The sequence below is a fragment of the Baekduia soli genome (assembly GCF_007970665.1).
GTDB lineage: Bacteria > Actinomycetota > Thermoleophilia > Solirubrobacterales > Solirubrobacteraceae > Baekduia > Baekduia soli.
Genome location: NZ_CP042430.1, coordinates 4634274 through 4655430, shown reverse-complemented (window position 1 = coordinate 4655430; position 21157 = coordinate 4634274). Strand labels below are relative to the sequence as shown.

20 protein-coding genes are annotated in these 21157 nt (G+C 75.1%); 14 read left to right on the top strand and 6 right to left on the bottom strand.

Translation table 11 applies throughout. From position 1 onward, the window contains the following. Positions 1-8: 8 nt before the first annotated feature. Both FSW04_RS26535 and FSW04_RS22570 read right to left on the bottom strand, forming a co-directional pair. Positions 9-719 (bottom strand): polysaccharide deacetylase family protein, encoded by a 711-nt coding sequence (locus FSW04_RS26535; protein WP_187369030.1) that lies wholly within the window; start codon positions 717-719, stop codon positions 9-11. Then, complete coding sequence (locus tag FSW04_RS22570; protein WP_187369029.1) at positions 716-1603, bottom strand: glycosyltransferase family A protein; 888 nt, start codon at positions 1601-1603, stop codon at positions 716-718. The genes FSW04_RS26535 and FSW04_RS22570 overlap by 4 nt, the downstream gene beginning before the upstream one ends. Positions 1604-1740: 137 nt before the next feature. Between FSW04_RS22570 and FSW04_RS22565 the strand changes: the two genes are divergently transcribed. Both FSW04_RS22565 and FSW04_RS22560 read left to right on the top strand, forming a co-directional pair. Next, the gene (locus tag FSW04_RS22565) at positions 1741-2955 is read left to right on the top strand and encodes a GNAT family N-acetyltransferase (protein WP_146922442.1); all 1215 of its coding nucleotides are present in this window, start codon (positions 1741-1743) and stop codon (positions 2953-2955) included. Between the two features lie 17 nt (positions 2956-2972). Continuing rightward, positions 2973-4142: a glycosyltransferase family 4 protein gene (locus FSW04_RS22560; protein WP_146922441.1), complete on the top strand. Its 1170-nt coding sequence runs from the start codon at positions 2973-2975 to the stop codon at positions 4140-4142. Here the strand turns inward: FSW04_RS22560 and FSW04_RS22555 are convergent. Then, positions 4100-5236, bottom strand: a complete 1137-nt coding sequence (locus FSW04_RS22555; protein ID WP_187369028.1) for a UDP-N-acetyl glucosamine 2-epimerase — start codon at positions 5234-5236, stop codon at positions 4100-4102. The genes FSW04_RS22560 and FSW04_RS22555 overlap by 43 nt on opposite strands. 286 nt (positions 5237-5522) lie before the next feature. On the opposite strand from FSW04_RS22555, the gene FSW04_RS22550 reads away from it, so the two are divergent. The 7 genes from FSW04_RS22550 (at position 5523) to FSW04_RS22520 (ending at position 12813) form a co-directional block, all read left to right on the top strand. Continuing rightward, on the top strand, positions 5523-6920 hold the full coding sequence (locus FSW04_RS22550; RefSeq protein ID WP_146922439.1) for a hypothetical protein: 1398 nt from the start codon (positions 5523-5525) through the stop codon (positions 6918-6920). Next, positions 6917-8521, top strand: coding sequence for a glycosyltransferase family 39 protein (locus FSW04_RS22545; RefSeq protein ID WP_146922438.1), 1605 nt, complete (start codon positions 6917-6919; stop codon positions 8519-8521). The genes FSW04_RS22550 and FSW04_RS22545 overlap by 4 nt, the downstream gene beginning before the upstream one ends. A 72-nt stretch (positions 8522-8593) precedes the next feature. After that, positions 8594-8929, top strand: coding sequence for a hypothetical protein (locus FSW04_RS22540; RefSeq protein ID WP_146922437.1), 336 nt, complete (start codon positions 8594-8596; stop codon positions 8927-8929). A 75-nt stretch (positions 8930-9004) separates the two neighbouring features. Further along, positions 9005-9889, top strand: coding sequence for an FAD:protein FMN transferase (locus FSW04_RS22535; protein WP_146922436.1), 885 nt, complete (start codon positions 9005-9007; stop codon positions 9887-9889). Between the two features lie 3 nt (positions 9890-9892). Continuing rightward, on the top strand, positions 9893-10576 hold the full coding sequence (locus FSW04_RS22530; protein ID WP_146922435.1) for a hypothetical protein: 684 nt from the start codon (positions 9893-9895) through the stop codon (positions 10574-10576). Between the two features lie 62 nt (positions 10577-10638). Next, positions 10639-12168, top strand: a complete 1530-nt coding sequence (locus FSW04_RS22525) for an NAD(P)/FAD-dependent oxidoreductase (RefSeq protein ID WP_146922434.1) — start codon at positions 10639-10641, stop codon at positions 12166-12168. A 216-nt stretch (positions 12169-12384) separates the two neighbouring features. Continuing rightward, entirely contained in the window at positions 12385-12813 is a 429-nt protein-coding gene (locus FSW04_RS22520) for a hypothetical protein (RefSeq protein WP_146922433.1), read from the top strand. Between the two features lie 550 nt (positions 12814-13363). Here FSW04_RS22520 and FSW04_RS22515 read toward each other — a convergent pair. Next, a complete protein-coding gene (locus FSW04_RS22515; RefSeq protein ID WP_146922432.1) occupies positions 13364-14869 on the bottom strand; it encodes a sensor histidine kinase in 1506 nt (501 codons plus the stop codon). A gap of 8 nt (positions 14870-14877) precedes the next feature. Continuing rightward, positions 14878-15585 (bottom strand): response regulator transcription factor, encoded by a 708-nt coding sequence (locus FSW04_RS22510; RefSeq protein ID WP_146922431.1) that lies wholly within the window; start codon positions 15583-15585, stop codon positions 14878-14880. Between the two features lie 418 nt (positions 15586-16003). On the opposite strand from FSW04_RS22510, the gene cysS reads away from it, so the two are divergent. The 4 genes from cysS (at position 16004) to FSW04_RS22490 (ending at position 19330) form a co-directional block, all read left to right on the top strand. Continuing rightward, on the top strand, positions 16004-17368 hold the full coding sequence (cysS, locus tag FSW04_RS22505) for a cysteine--tRNA ligase (RefSeq protein WP_146922430.1): 1365 nt from the start codon (positions 16004-16006) through the stop codon (positions 17366-17368). A 62-nt stretch (positions 17369-17430) separates the two neighbouring features. After that, on the top strand, positions 17431-18117 hold the full coding sequence (rlmB, locus tag FSW04_RS22500; RefSeq protein WP_228430656.1) for a 23S rRNA (guanosine(2251)-2'-O)-methyltransferase RlmB: 687 nt from the start codon (positions 17431-17433) through the stop codon (positions 18115-18117). A 158-nt stretch (positions 18118-18275) separates the two neighbouring features. Continuing rightward, positions 18276-18923, top strand: coding sequence for an RNA polymerase sporulation sigma factor SigH (sigH, locus tag FSW04_RS22495; RefSeq protein ID WP_146922428.1), 648 nt, complete (start codon positions 18276-18278; stop codon positions 18921-18923). An 8-nt stretch (positions 18924-18931) separates the two neighbouring features. Further along, a complete protein-coding gene (locus FSW04_RS22490; protein ID WP_187369027.1) occupies positions 18932-19330 on the top strand; it encodes a hypothetical protein in 399 nt (132 codons plus the stop codon). 4 nt (positions 19331-19334) lie between these two features. On the opposite strand, the gene FSW04_RS22485 is transcribed toward FSW04_RS22490, so the two are convergent. Beyond that, positions 19335-19961 (bottom strand): TetR/AcrR family transcriptional regulator, encoded by a 627-nt coding sequence (locus FSW04_RS22485; RefSeq protein WP_146922426.1) that lies wholly within the window; start codon positions 19959-19961, stop codon positions 19335-19337. Between the two features lie 109 nt (positions 19962-20070). On the opposite strand from FSW04_RS22485, the gene FSW04_RS22480 reads away from it, so the two are divergent. Continuing rightward, positions 20071-21147 carry a multicopper oxidase domain-containing protein gene (locus FSW04_RS22480; RefSeq protein WP_146922425.1) on the top strand — a complete coding sequence of 359 codons (1077 nt, stop codon included), beginning with the start codon at positions 20071-20073 and terminating at the stop codon, positions 21145-21147. Positions 21148-21157: the final 10 nt, after the last annotated feature.

The following is a 21157-nucleotide window of genomic DNA, read 5'->3' as shown; positions in this document are numbered from 1 at the left end:
GCGGCGCCTCAGGCCAGGTCGCGCAGGGGCCGCACGTGCAGGCCGCCGGCCCGGGCGGCGCGCAGCAGGCGGCCCGTGACCTCGAGCACGAACTCCTGGCGCTCGGCGGGCCGGCCGGCGCCGTGGTCGTGAGCGAGCACCACGCCGCCGCCCTCGGCGAGCACGCGGCGCACCACGGCGTCGGGAGCGGGCAGCTGCGTGTGGGTGTCGCCGGAGTCCACGGTCCACCAGGCCACCGGGGCGCCGCGTCGGCGCACCGCGCGGCGGGTCAGCCCGGTCTGCTTGCCGTGCGGCGGCCGGAAGCGGCCGTCGGTGGCCACCCACGGCGCCAGCGCGCCGTACCCCTCGCGGATGTCGCGCAACGCGTCCCACGGCGGCGTGCGCCAGGCGTTGCGGTGGTTCATGGTGTGCGCGCCGATCTCGTGGCCCTCGGCGCGGACGCGGTCCAGGACCTCCGGCGCGCCAGCCGCCCGCTGCCCGAGGGCGAAGAACGTGGCCTGCGCGCCGTGGTCGGCCAGGACGTCGAGCACGCGCGGCGTCAGCTCGCGCGACGGGCCGTCATCGAACGTGAGCACCACGACCCTCTGCGCACGACAGCGTGCGCGCAGCGCGGCGATCTCGCGGCGCTTGGCCGCGTAGGTGGCCGCCTCGCCGGCAAGCGCCGCGGCGAGGGCCGCCCCGGCGGGCGCACCCGCGCGCAGGGGTCCCGTGGCGCTCACGTGCGCGCCGGGAGGCCCTCGCGCAGCAGCGTCTGCAGCGCCTGGCGCTCGCGGACCGCCGCGACGACCGCCGCGTCGGCGCAGCGCGGCGTGCCCCGCACGGCCTCGGCGAAGTAGCCCCAGACCATGGCCAGGGCGGCGGGGTCGCGCCGGGCGCGGTGCAGCGCCCGAAGCACGAGGTAGCTCGGCCGGTAGCCCATGAACCAGGAGGCGCGACCCGACAGGGCGCGGGCGCGCAGGCGGTGGCGCTCGCGCCCGCCCTCGGCGCGGTGATGGCGGAAGGCGATGTCGGGGAGCTGGCGGGTGCGGAACCCGCGCAGGCTCACCTTGACCTCGTCCAGGCCGTCCCAGCCCATGCGGGGCTCGAGCTCCATGACGTCGGCGACGCAGGCCCAGCGGTAGGCCCGCGACGCGCCGCGCGGATGGGTGGCGACCGTCGAGCGCGCCACCCAGCGGCCGTCCTCGAGCTCGAGGCACAGCCCGCCGGCGATGCCCAGCTCGGGCTCGGCGGCGAAGTGGGCGAGCAGGCGCTCGAAGTAGTCGGGATCGAAGGACGTGTCGGCGTCGACCTTGACGACGACGTCGGCGGGGACGGGCAGCGAGGTGATGCCGAAACGGAAGGCGTGCAGGTCGCGGGCCTCGCGCCGGCCCTCCGACAGCGCGCCGCCGGCCGGACCGTCCCAGGCCAACGCCCGGGCGTACGCGTGTTGGGCGGCGAAGGCCGCCGCCCAGTCCAGGCTGCCGTCGTCGGAGTGGTCGTCGACGATGATCCAGCTCAGCGGCGGGATGGTCTGCGCGGCGATCGCGGTGCCCAGCCGCGGGAGGTTGTCGGCCTCGTTGCGCGCCGGGGTGACCAGCGCATAGGTCAGGGCGTCGGAGGTCACACCGGCGACGATACGTCCGGGTGCGCGCGGCCGTGCTAGCCGATCGGCGGGTTCGTCGCGGCGCAGGGGCCCGGCCGCCGAGACCTGGCCGGCGGTCTAGCGGCGCCGGGGACGATCGGCGCTACGGTCGCCGGCGAATGTCCCTCGACGCCGTCCTGCCCGCCGCCCCGGAGACCGCGCCCGCGGGTCCCGCCGCCCCCGCCGCCGGCGTCGTGCGCGTGGTGACCGATCTCGACGGCCTGGCGGCGCTGCGCGACGCCTGGGCGCGACTGCCGTGGGACGACCTCGAGGCGGACCTCGACGTCTTCGCCCTGCTGGTGAACGAGCGGGAGTCGATCGTCGCTCCGCACGTGCTCGTGCTCGAGCGCGACGGCGAGGTGCGCGCGATGGCGATGGCCCGGCTCGAGGATCGTGTGGTGGCCGCCCGCGTGGGTGCCCGCACGCTCGTCGCGCCGCGCCTGCGCTGCATCACCGTCGTGCACGGCGGTGTGGCGAGCCTGGACCCGGGCGCCGAGGCGGTGCTGATCGACGCGCTGTGGCGTGCGGTGCGCCGCGGCGACGCCGACGCCGTCTACCTGCACCGCGCCCGCGTCGACGGCCCGCTGCGCGCCGCCTGCGCACGTTGGCCGCGGGCGCTGCGTCCGACGGTCCCGTCGGCGGGCGGGCACTGGCGGCTGAACCTGCCGGGCACGTTCGAGGACTACGTCGCCGGCCTGTCGTCGCGCACGCGGCGCAGCGTCCGCAAGCAGGCCCGCGAGCTCGAGGCCCACTTCGGCGCCGGGCTGGTCGTGCACCGCCACCGCGAACCCGGCGACCTCGACGCGCTCGTCGCCGACCTCGAGTCGATCGCCAGCCGCTCCTACCAGCGCGGCCTGGGTGGCGGCTTCCGGGCCGATGCCGAGCGGCGGGCGATGCTCGCCCTCGGCCTGGAGCGGGGCTGGGTGCGCGCCTGGGTCCTGCATCTCGACGGCGTGCCCGTGGCCTTCGAGGTCGGCCATCGCTTCCGCGACACGTTCTTCGGCGCCGCGACGGGCTTTCACCCCGACTACGGGCGCCTGCGGGTCGGGACCTACGTGCAGATGCGGATGGTCGAGGATCTCTGCGCCGAGCGCGGCGTGCGTGCGATCGACCTCGGCTACGGCGACGCCGGCTACAAGCAGAGCTTCGCCGACGAGCGCTGGGAGGACGCCGACGTCACCCTCCTCGGCCCGCGCCCGCGCGCGCTGGCCGCCGGCGCGGCCCTCGCCGCGGCGGCCGGCACCGACCGGCTGGCCCGCCGGGCGCTGGGCGAGGGGCGGCTCATGACGCACCTGCGCCGCCGCCGCCGGCAGCGAGCGCAGGCCGCGGGCTGACCGGGCCGGGTCTCGCCGTGCGCGTCCTGTACTCGTTCCCCAACCGCCTCGGCATGGCCGGCATCGGCACGACGGCGTTCGAGCAGGTCGCCGGCCTGGCGGCGCTCGGCGCCGAGGTGACGCTCGTGTGCGGCAGCCTGGAGCGTCCCCTGCCGCGGTCGGTCGCGGTCCACGAGACGATGCGCGCCGCCGGCATGAAGGTGCCGTACCGGCTCGTCGGCAAGGACCGGGCGCTGGCCCTTCACGACCGCCGCTGCGCCCGGCGCCTGACCCAGGGCGTGCGTCCCGACATCGTCCACGCGTGGCCGCTGGGCGCCCTGCGGACCCTGCAGGCGGCGCGGGACCTCGGGGTGCCCTCGGTGCTCGAGCGCCCCAACGCCCACACGGCCTTCGCCTTCGACGCCGTCGCCGCCGTCGGGCGCGAGCTGGGCATCGCCGAGCAGCCCGGCAGCCCGCACGCCCACGACCCCGACCGGCTGGCGCGCGAGGAGCGCGAGTACGCCGCGGCGGACGCGCTGCTATGCCCGTCGGACTTCGTGCGCGACACGTTCCTGGAGCACGGGCACGACCCCGAACGCCTCCTGCGCCATCGCTACGGCTACGACCCGGCGCGCTTCTCGCCCGGCGTGCGCGACCCGCGGGCGCCCTTCACCGCGGTGTTCGCGGGCCGGGGCGAGCCCCGCAAGGGCCTGCACCTCGCGCTGCGCGCCTGGCTGGCCAGCGAGGGCCCGCGCCGTGGCGGCCGCTTCGTGATCGCCGGCCCGATCGACCCGGTCTACCGCCCGGTGCTGGCGCCGATGCTCGCCGACCCCAGCGTCGTCGAGCTGGGGCCGACGACGGCGATGGCCGAGGTCATGCGGGGCGCCGACGTGCTCGTCCTGCCCTCGGTCGAGGAGGGCAGCGCCCTGGTCACCTACGAGGCGCGGGCCACCGGCTGCGTCCTGCTGGTCTCCGACCACGCGGGCGCGGCCTGCACGCCCGGTCACGACGCGCTCGTGCACCCGGCGGGCGACGCCGACGCGCTGCGGCGCGACCTCGTCGCCGTCCAGCGCGATCCCGCGCTGCTGGCGCGACTGGGCGTCGCCGGCCTGGAGGGGGCCGCAGCGCTGACCTGGGAGGCTGCGGCGACCGTGCTGCTGGACTGCTACCGCAGGCTCGTGGACGACTGGTCCGCGCGCACCGCGTAGTTGGCGAGGATCGCCGCCGCGATCCGCTCGCCGGCACGCCCGTCCCACAGGGGCACGACGCATGGAGCGTGGTCGGTGCGCGAGGGGCGCACGGTGGCCACAGCCCCCGCGTCCTCGCCGAGGAGCACGTTCGTGCCGTGCGTCAGCGTGATGCGCCCCTCGCTCAGTGACCCCGGGGTGTAGCAGGGGACGCCGAGCACCGTGGCCTCCTCCTGCACCGTGCCGGAATCGGTGACGATCGCGCCGGCGCCCAGCTCGAGTGAGAGGAAGTCGACGTGGCCCATGGGCGGCACCGTGCGCACGCCGGCGGCCTGCAGGCGCGCGATCGCGCCCGCCGCGTTCAGGGTCGGCGCCGCCGCGGGGTGCAGCGCGAAGGCGACGGGGGCCTCGCCGGCCAGCGTGGCGAGCCCGGCGACCAGCGCGTCGCGCCGGGCGCCATCGGCGATCGCGTCCCGGTGATGGAGCATCACGAGGACGTAGTCGCCTGGAGGGAGATCCAGCGCGGTCCAGGCCTCGCGCGAGCGGATCGCGGGCTCCACACGGCGCAGGGCGTCGACGACGGTCGAGCCCACGGGGTGGACCCGCCCGTCTGACACGCCCTCGGCGAGCAGGTTGTCGACGGCCTCGTGACTGTGGGTGAAGAGCGTGTCCGAGAGGCGGTCGATGACCACGCGGTTGATCTCCTCGGGTGTCGTCCAGTCCCAGGACCGCAGGCCCGAGCCGACATGGGCGACCGCGACCTGCCGCTTCGCGGCGGCCAGGGCGCACGACAGGGTGGCGTTCGTGTCGCCCGAGAGCATGACGAGCTCAGGAGGCAACTCGCGCAGCAGCGCGTCGAAGGCGGTGAGCGTCTGGGCCGTCAACCCCGCGTCGGAGCCCGCGCCTACGTCGAGCACGTGGTCTGCGGCGGGGAGCCCGAGCTCATCGGCCAGCTCGCCCACCAGCCCGCGGTCCTGCGCCGATCCGGTGTGCACCACGACCTGGCGGAAGACGTCCTGGCGCTCCAGCGCGCCGATGACGGGCGCCAGGCGCACCGCGTCGGCCCGGCCGCCGATCGCATGCACGATGACCGGGGGCTCCGGTGCGTTCGGCACAGGGGTGGTGACGAGCCGGAGCGGGACCGCCGTGGACGGGGATCGGGAGACGCTCATATGACGAGAGCGAGCCTAGGCGCGCCGTCGGGCTGCAGCCAGTCCGTGCCCGCGATCCCCCTCCATCGGCCAGGGACCAACCGGACCCTTGACGGCAGGACGGCTGCGTTGCGAATCGTTAAGGGCGGAGCGGACCTGTCCCGGCGCGGGCATACCCTTGGGCACCGCCGTGCTGGTTCAAGAGCGCTCCGACGCGATACGGGTCTCGCAGGCGCCGTCCGGTACGGCGATGACCGGCGCACGCCCCTGGCGCGGCCCGCTGCTGCTCATCGGGATCTGCGTCGCCCTGGCCGCCCTGAGTTTGTTGCTGCCCAGTGCCCCGACATACGACCCGTGGTCGTGGATCATCTGGGGCCGCGAGATCACCCACCTCGACCTCGTCACGAGCCAGGGGCCGTCGTGGAAGCCGCTGCCCGTCGCGTTCACCACGGTCTTTTCGCTCTTCGGGTCGGCCGCCCCGGACCTCTGGCTGGTCGTGGCCCGCGCGGGCGCGCTGGCCTCCGTCGTGCTGGCCTTCCGCGTCGCGCGCACGATCGGCGGCGGCGTGGTCGGCGGCGCCGCCGCGGCCGCGGCGGTGGCGCTGGCGCCCTGGTTCATCCGCAACGCCGCGCTGGGCAACTCCGAGGGCCTGAGCGTCGCCTTCCTGCTGGCCGCGATCGATCGCGAGATGGCCGGGCGCCGCGGTACGGCCTTCGCCATGGCCGTCTGCGCCGGGCTGCTGCGGCCCGAGGCGTGGCCGTTCCTCGGGCTCTACGGCCTCTTCCTGCTCTGGCGCCGTGCGATCCCCGCGCGCGTGATCCTGGGTGCGGGGGCGGCGGTCGTCGCCCTGTGGCTGCTGCCGGAGTGGTGGGGCTCGGGCGACCTGCTGCGCGCGATGCACCGGGCCAAGAACGTCAACGCCGGCGCCCCGACCTACGACGACAAGCCGGCGCTCGCGCTCCTGCGCAACGCGCAGGGGATGCTGACGGCGCCGCTGCTGGCCGGGCTGGGCTGCGCGGCGGCCATGCTCGTGGCCCGCCGCGACCGCGTCATCGCCCTGCTCGTCGCCCTCGGCCTGGCGTGGCTGGGCCTGGTGGCCTACATGACCCAGGACGGCTTCTCGGGCAACCAGCGCTACCTCATCGCCCCGGTCGTGCTGTTCATGGTGCTGTCGGGCGCGGGCGCGGGCTGGCTCATGGGCCGGGTGCTCGAGCTCGTCCGCCACGGCGCCTCGCGTCCCGGCGCCATGCGCCGCACGCTCGTGGCGGCCGCCGCGATCGGCGCCGCGGTGCTGTTCGCGGCGCCGAGCCTCGGGCGCTTCGGCCCGAACATGCGCGACGTCCACTACCAGGCCGACCTGGCCGACGAGCTGCCCGGCGTGGTCGCCGCGGCCGGCGGGCCCGCCGCGTTGCGGCGCTGCGGCGACGCCTACACCGGCCCGTTCCTCGTGCCCGTCGTGGCGTGGAACCTGCACCGCCACATCGAGGACGTCCAGATCGACCCGCAGCCGCCGGCGCTCGTCTTCCGCGTGCGGACGACCGAGGGCAGCCGCGCCGTCCCGAGCCTGGCGGCGGTGGGCGACACCCGCACGCTGGCCACGGGCGTGCGCTGGCGCATCGTCGCGGCCTGCGGGGCGGCCGGCGCATGAGCGCGGTCGCCGATCCACCGGCCTCGCACGCGGGCCCGGTCCAGCCGGGCGTCGGCGGGGCGACGGGCGGTCCGTGGCACGGGCGTCGCGGTCTGCTCACCGCCGCCGGGCTGCTCGTCCTCATCGGGCTCTCGGTCTGGCTGCGCTCACACGCGCTGACCGCCAAGTTCTGGATCGACGAGGGGCTGTCGGTCGGGATCGCCCACCACGGCTTCTTCGACATCCCGACCGTCCTGCGCAAGGACGGCTCGCCGCCGTTGTACTACATGCTGCTGCATGTCTGGATGGGCATCGTCGGCGGCGACGGCGAGAGCCGGACCCATGCCCTGTCGCTCCTGTTCGCCGTGGGCACCGTCCCCGCCGGGTGGTGGGCGGCGCGCCGGCTGTTCGGCGAGCGCGCCGCGTGGGCGACCGCCGTCCTGTTCGCGTTCAACCCGTTCCTGACCTACTACGCCCAGGAGACGCGCATGTACGCGCTCGTCGCCTTCCTGGGCCTCATCGCCTCGGCGACGTTCGCCATGGCCTTCGCCCTGCGCCGGCGCCGGGCCATCCCGGTCTTCTCCGTCGCCACCGCGGCGACCATCTACGCCCACAACTGGGGGCTGTTCCTCACCGTGGGCCTCGGCGTGGCCTGGCTCGTCCTGCTGCGCACCGCCCCGGCACAGGAGCGCCGCGGCCTGCTGCGCGACGGGCTGCTGGGCTTCGGCGCGGTGCTCGTCCTCTACGCGCCCTGGATCCCGTCGCTGCTCTTCCAGGCCGCCCACACCGGAGCGCCGTGGGCCGAGCGCCCGCCGTGGAACGCGGTCATCACGGGCCTGCAGAACATCACGGGCGGCGTGCCGACGGCGCTCCTGCTCGGGCTCGTCGGCGCAGCGGGCATCCTGACGCTGCGCGGCGGCACGGAGGGTCGGCCGCGCGCTCGCGCTGCGCTGGCACTCGTCGTCGCCACGGGCGTCGCGATCCTGCTGGCCTGGCTGTCCTCGCAGGCCTCACCGGCGTGGGCGACGCGCTACTTCGCCGTCGTCACGGGCCCCGCGCTCCTGCTCGTCGGCGCGGGGATCGTCCGGTTCGGCAAGCTCGGCCTCGTCGCGCTCGTCATCGCCATGATCCTCTGGTTCAACCCGCACGAGCGGTCGATCCGGGGCAAGAGCGACGCCTACCGCGTCGCGCGCACGCTCAAGGACGAGAACCTCATCCACGCGGGCGACCTCGTCGTGGCCGTGCACCCCGAGTACGGCCCCGCGATGCGCTACTACCTCGGCGGCGGCTACCGGTGGGCCGACGCGCTGGGCCCCGTGAGCGACAACCGCGTCTTCGACTGGCGCGACGCGCTGCCGCGCCTGAAGGCCGCCGGCCCCAGGCGCACCCTGGACCGCCTGGCGCCCGAGGTGCAGCCGGGCCAGCACCTCATCCTCATCCAGCCCATCATCCGCACGGCCAAGTGGGGCGCCCCGTGGACGGCGGAGATCCGTCGCCGCGCCCCGCAGTGGGAGCAGGCGCTGGACCACGACCCCCGCTTCCAGCGCGTCGCCCCGGTGCCCTCCTTCGGCCGCCGGCCGCTGCCCCGCGGGGTCCGCGCCGTCGTCTACCTGCGGCGCTGAGGCCCGCCGCCTCTCAGGAAAGACCCAGGCGCGCTTCAGGGACGCTTGAGGGCCCAGGGGGATCCTCGGACCATGCCCCGAGCGCCACGCCTGCGCACCTTCGCCACCGCCGCGGCGGCCTGCACCGCCGCCGTCTTCGGCGTCCTTGCCCTGCGCGTCCACGACGGCAAGGACCCCGCGCTGGGCACGGCCGTCGCCGCCCCGGCCCCGGCCGCGTCCGACGACGCGCCGGCGACCGGGGCCGACCCCTTCGGCCAGGGCGCCTACGGCGGCCGGGACGATCCCGGCGGCGAGCAGTCCGACCCCGGCGGTCTCGCCCCCCAGGGCGCCGGCCCGTCGGCCGGCGGCGGCCAGGGCTCGACCTCGGGCGGCTGGTCCTCCGGCGCCCCGTCCACGCGCGCGTCATGAGCCGCCTGGAGCAGGACTTCACGTGCATGGGCGCCCGCGCCCGGCTGCTGCTGGGCGACGACGCCCCCGGCGAGGATCCCTCGCCCCGGCTGCGGCAGGCCGCCGCCGACGCTCGCGCGCTCCTCACCGACCTCCCAGGCGCGCTGGACCCGCTTCGAGCCCGGCAGCGACGTCGCCTCCCTCGCGAGCGACCCCCGCCGGGAGGTTGCCGCCCATCCCCACGTCCGGGCGCTGGTGCGGGCCGGCGCCCGCGCGGGGCGGGCCTCGGGCGGCCTGGTGGACATCACGCTCGGCCACGAGCTCGTGCAGGCCGGCTACGCAGGGCACTGGACGGGGGAGCGCGCACCGCTCGACCTCGCCCTGGCCGAGGCCCCCGGCCGCGCCCCGGCACGCGCGCACGCCGCCGGGCGCTGGCGCGACCTCGGCGCCGACGAGCGCACGGGCACGATCCGGCGCCCGCCGGGCGTCGCACTCGACAGCGGCGGGCTGGGCAAGGGCCTGGCCGCCGACCTCGTGGCCGCCGGGCTGGCCGGCCTGCGCTTCGTCGTCGACCTCGGCGGCGACCTGGCCCTCGGCGGCGGGCCGCAGGAGGTGCTCGTGGCCCATCCCCTGACCGGCGGCGTCGCGCACCGCCTGCACGTCGCGGGCGGCGGCGTCGCCACCTCGGGCATCCACGCCCGCCTGTGGATCGGCGCCGACGGCCGGCCCGCCCACCACCTGCTCGACCCGGCCACCGGCCGGCCGGCCTGGACCGGTCTGCTGACCGCCACGGCGCTGGCGCCCACCGCGCTGGCGGCCGAGGTGACCGCCAAGACGGCGCTGCTCAGCGGCCCGGGCCGCGCGCGCACCGTCCTGGCGCGCCACGGCGGCGTGCTCGTCCACGAGGACGGCCGCGTGGAGGTCGTCCCGGGCCTGGCGCGCCTGGCCGCCCGCGCCGTCGTCACCCGCCAGCACGCCTGACCCATGGACCCCCTGCACTACACCTGGTGGCTGGCCAGCCGCGCCGCCGGCATCGTCGGCTTCTCCGCGCTGGGCGTCGTCGCGCTGCTCGGGCTCGTCTCCGCGCTGCGGCTGACGTCGCCGGCCACGGCCGCGCGCCTGCGCCCATGGCACGAGCGCCTCGCGCTCACCGGCCTGGGCTGCACCGCCGCCCACGGCCTGCTGCTGCTCGCCGACCCGTGGCTGCACCCGGGCGTCCTCGGCGTCCTCGTCCCGCTCACGATGCACTACCGCCCGCTGTGGACCGGGCTGGGCATCCTGGCCGGCTACGCGCTGGCGGGCTTCGGCCTCTCGTACTACCTGCGCGGCCGCATCGGCGCGCGGCGCTGGCGCTCGGCGCACCGCTTCGCCTCCGCGGCCTTCGTGCTCGGCGCGATCCACGCGCTCGGCGCAGGCACCGACGCGCGCAGCGCGCTGCTGCTGCCGGTCATCCTCGCCCTGGGCGGCACCGTGCTCCTGCTCGGCGCGGCCCGCGGCTGGGGCCTGGGCCGCCCGCCGGCGCCCGCCGGCCGCGTGCGCCCGCCCACACCGGCCGCTCCGTCCGCCGCGGCGGCATCGTCGCCGGTGCCGTCCGCGTCGGCGCCGGCGCCGGCGCGGACCTCCACGGGGCCCCCGCAGCCGCTGTGGAGCGCGGGATCGTTCGATTAGGAAGTGTTAGGTCCGGTTAGCGCCAGGCCGGATTTCCCCTCCCAGCGGGCAAGGTCTAGGGCATGACCCTTGTCGCGGATCCCCCGACTCTGCCCCCGTCCGAGGACGACGGCCGAGGCGACCCCCGCCCCTACGTCGTGATCGGTGGAGGGCCCGCAGGCCTGTCCGCCGGCTACCTGCTGGCGAAGGCGGGCCGCAAGGTCATCGTCCTCGAGGCCGAGGACCAGGTCGGCGGTCTGGCCAAGACCGTCGTCGACCCCGACGGCTACCGCTTCGACCTCGGCGGCCACCGGTTCTTCACCAAGAACCAGGAGGTCAACGACCTCTGGCTCGAGATCATGGGCGACGAGTTCCTCCTGCGCCCGCGCATGTCGCGCATCTTCTGGCGCGGCAAGTACCTCGACTACCCGCTCAAGGGCACCGACGTCATCAAGAAGCTCGGCCCCGTCGAGCTCGCGCTGTGCGGCATGTCCTACCTCTGGGCCGCCGTGAAGCCCAAGGGCAAGGAGGACACCTTCGAGCAATGGGTGTCCAACCGCTTCGGCAAGCGGCTGTTCAACCACTTCTTCAAGTCCTACACCGAGAAGGTGTGGGGCGTGTCGACGAGCGAGCTGCGGGCCGACTGGGCCGCGCAGCGGATCAAGAACCTGAGCTTCTTCTCCGCGGCCAAGGCCGCGTTCATGGGCAACAAGGGCAACAAGATCACGTCGCTCATCGACAAGTTCCAGTACCCCCGCTACGGCCCGGGCCAGATGTGGGAGATGATGACCAACCGCATCGAGGAGATGGGCGGCGAGGTGCGGCTCAACAGCCCGGCCACCAAGCTCGTCGTCGAGGACGGCCGCGTCACGCGCATCGAGACGCCCCAGGGCGTCATCGAGCCACGCGGCACGATCTCCTCGCTCCCGCTGCGCCACATGGTCGGCATCGTCGACGGCGGCGCCCCCGCCGAGGTCCAGGCGGCCGCCCAGGGCCTGCGCTACCGCGACTTCCTGACGGTCGCGCTCGTCCTCGACGGCCAGGACCTGTTCCCCGACAACTGGATCTACATCCACGAGCCCGACGTCCGCGTCGGCCGCATCCAGAACTACCGCTCCTGGTCGCCCTGGATGGTCCCCGACCCCGACACGGCCTGCGTCGGCCTGGAGTACTTCGCCTTCAAGGGCGACGACCTCTGGACCATGGACGACGACAAGCTCATCGAGCTGGCCAAGACCGAGCTCAAGCAGCTCGGGCTGGCCGAGCCCGAGCAGGTCCGCCGCGGCTACGTCGTCCGGGTGCCGCTGGCCTACCCGATGTACGACGAGACCTACGCCGAGCGCGTCGCGGCGATCCGCGGCTGGCTCGACCCGCTCAAGGACTTCGTCCAGGTCGGCCGCAACGGCCTGCACCGCTACAACAACTCCGACCACTCCATGCTGTCGGCCATGCGAGCGGTGGACAACATCGTCCTCGGCGAGCAGCACGACATCTGGGCGGTGAACGTCGAGTCGGCCTACCACGAGGAGGAGACCGACGCCGACGTCAAGCAGCCGTACACGCGGGTGCCGGACACGGTCTACGAGCGCGAGCCGCTCGTCAGCGAGGCCTGAGGAGCCCGCTGGGCCGTCCGGCCCCATCACGCAGCGAAGCACGTTCGCAGGATGCGGGGCGCCCGGGAGGGCGCCCCGCGCTCGTTGCCGGTCCAGGCGATCGCCGCGTCCAGCACCGGCGTGCTCGCATCCGGATCCGCGAGGTCGCGGATGCGCCCGAGGAGGTAGACGCGGCCGCCGAACCGCAGTCGCAGAAGCGACGGAACTCAGCCCCGGATGGGCCTGGCAGAACTCGTCGAAGGCGCCGGCCTCGCCGCGGTCGGGATGGCCGCGGAAGAAGAAGGGTTCGTCGAAGATCAGCACGCTGCCCTCCTGCAGACGGGGGCGCACGTACTCGAGGGGGCGACCTTCGTCGGCTCGCCGACACTCCGCACGGTCGGCGAAGGTCCGGCGGATGCGCTGGGACACACGCTCGTACTCCGTGCGGAACTCGCCCTCGCGTGCGCGGTGATGCTCGGCCTCGTCGTCGTGGCGCAGGCCGTCGAAGGAGTCGAAGCCGAAGAAGCGGCGATCGCGCGCGCTCCGCTGGCCCTTCGGTCACGCTCAGCCGCCCATGGAGGTTTCCGGCTGCGTCGGATGGGTACTTCACCGGACGTGCGTGCAAGCGCGGCGGGCCGTCCTCCTCCACGGCCCGTCGCCGTTTAAGGGCTCAGGCGCCCGCCGGGCGCAGCGAGCGGACGGCGACGAACCACGTGCCGGCGTGCAGCACCTCGCCGCCGCCGAGCTCGCCGAGCAGCGCGCCGGGCTCCAGGTGGCGCTTGCGCACGCGGTGGCGCGACCAGCTCGGTCGCCCACGCGCCGAGCCTCGTGCAGGAACGCCGCCCGCTCGTCGGGCCCGAGATGCCGGTGGAAGTGCTGGGCCAGGGCGACCCTCGCTGGGCTCTGGTCCAGCCCGACGGCCAGGCCCTGCAGGTGGCGCGGGCCACCGCCGGTACGGTCGTCACGTCGGAGATGAGGAACGTGGCGCCGACGAACGTGGCGCCGCCGGTGATCAGGCCGCGCGAGGCGGCGCTCCCGCGCCCGGTCACCGGGCCGTCGTCGGAGAGCCCCTCCGAAGGCCATGCTGATCGCGGCGCCCAGTCCCCTGTGCGGGTCGTAGAGCACGAGACCGCGCACGGAGGACCACGGCCACGTGCGCTGCCGCGCCTGCGGGCGCATCGAGGACCTCGGGGCGCACGTCGACGCCGCGCCGACGCTAGCGGCGGCTCGCGTCGGAGGCTTCGTCGCCGACGGCGCCGAGGTCGTCGTCGAGGGCGTCTGCGGCGCCCGCGCCGTCGCCCGAGCCGCGCGGCAGCTCGATCGGCAGCGTCAGCACGAACCGCGCGCCCGGGTCGGCGGGCGCCAGCTCCAGCGCGCCGCCCATGCGCTCGGCGAGCTCGCGGCCGATCGCCAGGCCGAGCCCGAAGCCGCCGGCTCCGCCCGTGCGGGTCCCGCGCTGGAAGCGCTCGAAGATCAGCGTGCGCTCGGTCTCCGGGACGCCCGGGCCCTGGTCGGCGACCTCGAGCGTCGCCTGGTCGCCGTGGTAGGCCGCGACGACCGCGATCTCCCCGCCCGCCGGCGAGAACCGCAGCGCGTTGTCGATGAGGATGCGGGCGACGCGCGCGACGGCCCCCGGATCGCCCGCCGCCCAGACCGGGCCCGGGGGCGGGGCGACCTGCAGGTCGACCGCCTGCTCGCGGGCGCGCAGCTCGAACTCGGCGGCCACCGCGCGGCACAGCTCGCCGAGCTCGACGGGCTCGCGGCGCAGCTCCACGCCGGCGTCCAGCCGGCTGAGGTCCAGCAGCTCGGAGGCGAGGTTGGACAGGCGGCGCAGCTGGCCCTGGGCGCCGCGGAGCTGGTCGCGCGCGGCGTCGACGTCGAGGTCACCGTGGTCGAGGTCCTCGGCCAGCAGCTCGAGGTTGCCCTGCAGGGAGGTCAGCGGCGTGCGCAGCTCGTGGCTGGCGGTCGCCACGAACGCGCGCCGGGCCTCCTCCTGGCGGCGCAGGCCCTGCTGCATCGAGGCCAGCGCCCGCGCCAGGTCGCCGACCTCGTCGTTGCCGGTGTCACGCGGCGGCGGGGCCCCGACGCCGTCGGCGGCCAGCGCCAGGGCGCTACGCCGCAGGCGGCCGAGGCGGCGCGACAGGCCGGCGGAGACCACGAGGCCGAGCAGGAGCGCGACACCGAGGCCGATGACCGCGGCCGTGAGGAACGCGCTGCGCACGGTGCCGACCGCCTGGCCGCTGATGTCGGGCTTGCGGACGACGAGGACGAAGTAGTCGCTGTCGGGGGGCAGCGGCTTGGCCTTGAGCTGCTCGGCGGTCTGCGTGAGCGGGATCGGGACGGCCACGCCCGAGCCGTCCCGGGTCGTCGACGCCTGGACCCGGCCGGTGGCCAGGACCCTGAAGATCGTCGCGGGGTCGCGCTGGGTGAGCCCCAGGTTGTAGACCTCGGCGCCCGTCGGGTCGTAGAGCGCCAGGTTGGTGCCCGTGCGCTGCTTGAACGTCTGCATGACGTCGATGGCCTCGCCGTATGCGACGCCGCGCTCCTTGACCAGTGCCGTCGCCAGCGCCGGTCGCGTCGCCAGCGCCGACGCCTTGACGGAGTCCCGCCCCTGGGCGTCCAGGCGGTGCTGCAGCGGCGACAGCAGGGCGAGCGCCGCCACGCCCAACGTCACCGCGCTGGTGGCCAGCAGGGCGAGCAGCAGGCGGCTGCGCAGGCTCATCCGGGTCCTCAGCGATCGCGGAAGCGGTAGCCGGCGCCCCGCACGGTGAGGATGAGCTTCGGGTCCTCTGGGCGCTCCTCGAGCTTCTCGCGGAGGTGCCGGATGTGGACGTCGATGGCGCGCGGGTCGCGGTAGGCGCTGTCGCCCCAGATCGCGCGCAGGAGCTCCTGGCGGTTGTGCAGACGGCCCGGCCGCGCCATGAGGCAGGCCAGCAGCTCGAACTCGGCGAACGTGAGGCGCACCGGCTTGCCGTCGACCGCCACCTCGCGCTGGCGCTGGTCGAGCACGACGTTGCCGATCTCGACGAGGCCGTCGTCGAGGAGGTGGCCGCGCGTGCGGCGCAGCACCGCGCGGATGCGGCTGCGCAGCTCGGCCAGGCCGAAGGGCTTGGTGACGTAGTCGTCGGCGCCCGCCTCCAGGCCCTGGACGGCGTCGGCCTCGGAGTCCAGCGCGGTGAGCATGATCACCGGCGTGACGTTGCGGCGGGCGCGCAGTGCGCGGGCCACGTCGTAGCCCGTGGGGCCGGGGCCGAGCGCCACGTCGAGCAGGATCACGTCGAACGCGCCGCGCCCGGCCTCCTCCAGCGCCGCGTGCCCGTCGGCGACCGACGTGATGCGGTGGCCCTCGCGCTCGAAGGAGCGCGTGAGCATGTCGCGCAGCGGTGCGTCGTCGTCGACGACGAGGATGTCGAGGGCTGACCCGGAGCCGGAGGGCATGGTCGAGACCAGACGCTAGCCCACGCGTGCCGCCCGCCGCGCCGCGGCGGCACGGCGCAGCTCCTCGTGCTCGACCTGGCGCTTGAGCTGGTGCAGCGATCGCCGCAGGTGCCCGCGCACGGTCGGGTGAGGTCGAGCTCGCCGCGGGCGTGGAGCGTGCGGTCGCGGAAGGCCTGCACGCCGTTGCGCTCGCCCGCGCGCCGGGCCGGGCCGCGTGGCGGCGTCGGTCCCGATGACGACGTCGGCCGGCCGCGCGCTGATCCCCTGGCGCGCGGGGAGGCTCCGGAACCCCTCGAGGACCTGGTCCAGCAGGGTTCCTGCAGCTGCTGTGCAGACATCGTGCTCAGACCGTTGAAGCGCGTCGCGGAGCCGGATGGCCGCCACCGGGCCCCGCTCCGCCGCTGGGTAGGCTGCGGGCGTGCCCGAGATCCGGCTCCACGACACGCGCAGCGGCGAGCTCCGCCCGCTGGTCGCCCGTGACCCGGGCCGGATCGGCATCTACGCCTGCGGGCCGACGGTCTACAACCGCATCCACGTCGGCAACGCCCGGCCCTACGTCGTGTTCTCCTGGCTCAAGCGGTTCCTCGAGCACGAGGGCTATGAGGTCACGTTCGTCGCCAACATCACCGACGTCAACGACAAGATCTACGACGCGGCGCGCGAGCGCGGCATGGCCTCCGCCGACCTCGCGCGGGAGATGGCCGCCCACTACCGTGACGACACCGACGGCCTGGGCCTCGGCCGCCCCGACCACGAGCCGCTGGCCTCGGAGACGATCGACGGGATCGTCGACCTCATCGCCGCGCTCATCGAGCGCGACGCCGCGTACGCCGTGCAGGGCGACGTGTTCTTCCGCGTGCGGCGCGACCCCGACTACGGCTCGCTGTCGCACCGCGACATCGACCAGCTCGACCAGGGCGAGGGGGTCGAGAGCGCCTCGCTCAAGGAGGACCCCCTGGACTTCGCGCTCTGGAAGGCGCAGAAGGAGGGCGAGGACACCGCCTGGGACGCGCCCTGGGGGCGCGGCCGGCCGGGGTGGCACATCGAGTGCTCGGCGATGGCCGAGGCCCTGCTGGGCGTGGACTTCGAGATCCACGGCGGCGGCTCGGACCTCGTCTTCCCCCACCACGAGAACGAGGCGGCCCAGACACGGCTGGGCCGCGGCAGCGAGCTGGCGCGCATCTGGATGCACAACGGCATGCTCGAGATGCGCGGCGCCTCCGGGGCCAGTGAGAAGATGGCCAAGTCGGTCGGCAACATCTCGCTGCTGCCCGACGTGTTGGAGGCCTGGGGCCGCGAGACGCTGCTGCTCTTCATGGCCGGCGGCCACTACCGCCAGCCCATCGTCTTCGCGCCCGAGACGCTGGCCGACGCCGCCGGGCGCGCGCGGGGCATCCGGGAGACGGCGCGCCGCCTGGCCGACGGGCCGTCCCCGCCCGAGCTGGCCGAGCACAAGGCGGCGTTCTTCGCCGCGCTGGCCGACGACTTCAACACCGCGCGGGCGCTCGCCGCGGTCGCCGCCTGGACGAGCGCGGCCAACCGGCGCGAGGGCGTCGGCCGCGATGACCTCGTCGAGATGCTCGACGTGCTCGGCCTGGCCTCGCTCGCGCAGCTCGACGGCGGCGAGGGCCCCGGCGCGGCGGCGCTCGAGCTGCTGGCCCGCCGCGACGCCGCCCGCGCGGCGCGCGACTGGGCCGAGGCCGACCGCCTGCGCGACGCGCTGCGCGAGCAGGGCTGGGAGGTCCGCGACGGGCCGGCCGGCGCGGAGCTCGTACGCGCATGAGCCCGGGGCGGCCGGTGCGGCGCCGGGCGGCCGGGTCGCGGCCGCCGTCCGACGGTCCCGCCGTGATCTACGGCCGCAACCCCGTTCACGAGGCGCTGCGCGCCCGCCGACGCCCCGTGCACCGCGTGTGGGCGACGCCGGGCGCGGCCAAGGAGCCGTGGCTGGCCGGCGTCTCCGTGCACGTCGTCGACGGCGAGGAGGTGGCGCGACGGGCCGGAAGCGACGCCCATCAGGGCCTGGTCGCCGAGGCCGGGCCCTACCCCTACGCCGACGCCGCGCAGCTCCTGCGGGCCCCGCGGCCGCTGCTGGTGGCGCTCGACGAGGTCCAGGACCCCCAGAACGTCGGCGCGATCGCGCGCAGCGCGGAGTGCGCCGGGGCGACGGGCCTGGTCCTGCCGCGCCACCGCAGCGCCGAGGTGACGCCGGCGGTGTGCAAGGCGTCGGCGGGCGCGGTCGAGCACCTGCCCGTGGCCACCGTGCGCAACCTGGCCGACTTCCTGTCCGAGGCCAAGCAGGCCGGCCTGTGGGTCTACGGCGCCGACGCCGCCGGGGTGCCCTACGACCGGCCGGACTACGGCGACGCGGGGACCGTCCTGGTCATGGGCGCCGAGGGCCGCGGCCTGCGCCCGCGGGTGCGGTCCTCCTGCGACGCGCTCGTGGCGCTGCCGCTGCGCGGGCGGATGGAGTCGCTGAACGTCTCGGCCGCCGCCGCCGTCCTCCTGTACGCAATTTCTCCTGCACATCCTTGACGGCGCTTCATAACTGTGGGAGTGTGCCGCCCACATAACCGTCGACTTGAGGTTGAGGAGCCACGGGTCGCCGGTCGTTTCCATGTTTCAGATGGCGCCAGGGGAGGAGTGCGCCACTGAGCTGATTCTCCCTGCGCACAGCGCAGAAAGGACCGCTCGTGGCTCGTCTCTCCTTCAACCCTCAAGGGCAGGTTCAGGTCGATGATGGCTACCTGATCGCCCTCGCCAAGCAGGGTGACCCGGTCGCCTACGACCGCATCGTCCGCCGGTACTACGGCTTCGTGCGCCTCAAGGCGTCGTCGTACTTCCTGGCCGGCGGTGACGCCGACGACCTCATCCAGGAGGGCCTCGTCGGCCTCTACAAGGCCGTCCGCGACTACCGCACCGACCGCGAGTCGAGCTTCCGCAACTTCGCCGAGCTCTGCATCACGCGTCAGATCATCACCGCGGTCAAGACCGCGACGCGCAACAAGCACACGCCGCTGAACCAGTACGTCTCCTTCTCGGCGACGCCGGCCAGCGCCCAGGACGGCGAGCCGACCCTCGACGAGGTCATCCCGGGCTCGCCGGTCCACGACCCGGTCAACCAGGTCATCAGCTCCGAGGAGCTGCGCTCGCTGGTCGACTGCCTGTCGACGGCGCTGTCGGAGCTCGAGTCGCGCGTGCTGTCGCTCTACCTCGACGGCTACAGCTACGAGCAGGTGGGCGAGCGGCTGGGCTGCGACACCAAGACGGTCGACAACGCCCTGCAGCGGGTCAAGCGCAAGGTCGGGACGCACCTGACCTCGCGCAACGTCCTACTCTAGGCCGCATCTTGGTGGTCGCGAGCATCTGGGTCGTCGCGGGGATCGTGGTCGGCGCGTTCGTCGCCCTCCTGATCGTCCTGTTCCTCGGCGGCCTGGTGGCCATGGCGCGCCGGCGCGCGGCGATGCGCGCGCAGCTCCGGGCCGAGGTCGAGGCCGCCGATCACGCGCTGGCCGCCGCCCGGGCGAGCGACCGCGGCTGGGAGCGCCCGACGATCGAGGCCGCTGCGCGGACGGCGTTCGACCGCCGGCACCCCGGCCGGGTGCTGGCCGACCTCGCGCTCGTCCAGGTCGTCGACCAGCCCGGGACCGACGCCGACCAGGCGGTGTTCCGCGCCTTCATCGAGGGCGGTGGCGAGGAGACGATCACGCTCGGGCGCCGCGACGGCGCCTGGGTGGCCGTTCCCTGAGGTCCTAGCGCGCCAGGCCGCGCAGCAGCAGCGCCAGCGCCTCGCGCAGCTGCGGGCCCGACAGCGGCGCGTGGGCCGAGGCCAGCAGCCGCAGGCGCAGCCCGTCGATCGCGCAGACCAGCAGGACCGCCGCGTTCTCAACGTCGCGCGCGCCCAGGCTGCGCATCGCCGTCTGGGCCAGGTCGTCGGTCCCCTCCTTCCAGGCCTCGAGGATCGCGCGGGCCGACGGATCGCGCGCGGCCTCCAGCTGCAGCTGGTACTGGGCCAGCAGCGCGACGCTCTCCGTCGCGATCTGCTCCTCGATCCACGCCGCCAGCGCCTCCGTGGTGGCCTCGAGGTCGGCGGCCCCCGCGCCCAGCACGGCGCGGCGCGCGCGCAGCCGCCCGATCTCGCGCTCGGCCAGCAGGCGCAGCGCCTGGAGGATGAGGTCGTCCTTGGAGGCGAAGTGGTAGCTCGTGGAGGCCGCCGGGACGCCGGCGGCCGCGGCCACGGCACGGTGGGTCACGGCCTCCAGGCCGTGGGCCCCGATGAGGCCGATCGCGGCCTCGAGCAGCTCCGTGCGGCGCCGCGCGCCGCGCGGGCTCGGGCGCCCGCGGGGCCGGCCCGGCGAGGGGGAGGGCTCGGCGGCCATCGCGGCGCGGACGCTACAGGACGCCCCGCGCGCTGTCTTGGACATCTGTCCAGGTCGCGTGTAGGATCGCCGCCGTCGCAGGCCACTGTCCCGGCCGGGCGCTCCCTCCATGACGCTGGATCCCTCCGACCCGCGTGACCCCCGGCTCGGCCGTCGCGACTTCCTGCAGGTCAGCGCCGCCGGCGCCCTGCTGTGCACGATCGGCGGCGAGCGCGTCGTCGTCGGGCGCCGCGGCGACGCGGCCAAGGCCGACGCGGCCGCCGCCCGCGTCGCCCGCCCGCGGGCGGCCGGCCCGACCGAGCAGCAGACGTTCGCCACGCCCGAGCCCCAGCCCGGCGGGCGCAAGGTCGAGTACTGGATCCAGGCCACGACGACCCGCTGGACGATCGTGCCGTCCCGGCGCGACGACTGGCATGACGTCGCGGTCCCGGGCAATTCGACGTTCCGGGCCACCGTCTACCAGCTCATGACGGACGGCTTCGCCGCGCCGCTCGGTCCGCCCGCGATCCCGGGGCCGACGCTGCACGCCGAGGTCGGTGACACGATCGTCGTGCACCTGCGCAACGCGCTGACCGACCTCAAGCAGGCGATCACGATCCACCCGCACGGGGTCAAGTACAACCCGGAGTACGACGGGGTCTACATCGGCCGGTACACGCGCGCCGGCGGCTTCGTCGCCCCGGGCGAGGAGTTCACCTACACCTGGGAGTGCGTCCCCGAGAGCGTGGGGGCCTGGCCCTACCACGACCACGGGCCCAACCACACGCTGAACACGATGCGCGGCATGTTCGGCGCGCTCATCGTGCGGCCCAAGGGCGAGGACGTGCCGGCCGTCGAGCACGTGCTGTTCATGCACCAGCTCCAGCCGCCGGTCACCGGGCTCAAGCGCGCCTATCAGTGCTTCAACGGCCGCGCCTACGCCGGCAACACCCCGATCATCACCGCGCGGGTCGGCCAGGAGGTCGCCCTGTACGCCATCGGGATGGACAACAACTTCCACGACTTCCACATCCACGGCCACCGTTGGAGGGATGCCTCCGGGGCGTTCGTCGACACGCCGGGCGTCGGTCCGAACGAGACCGCCGCCGTGCGCTTCGTCGAGGACAACCCGGGGCGGTGGCTCTACCACTGCCACGTCTTCTCGCATCAGGACGCGGGGATGGCGGGGTGGTACCTCGTCGAGTGAGAGGAGCTCG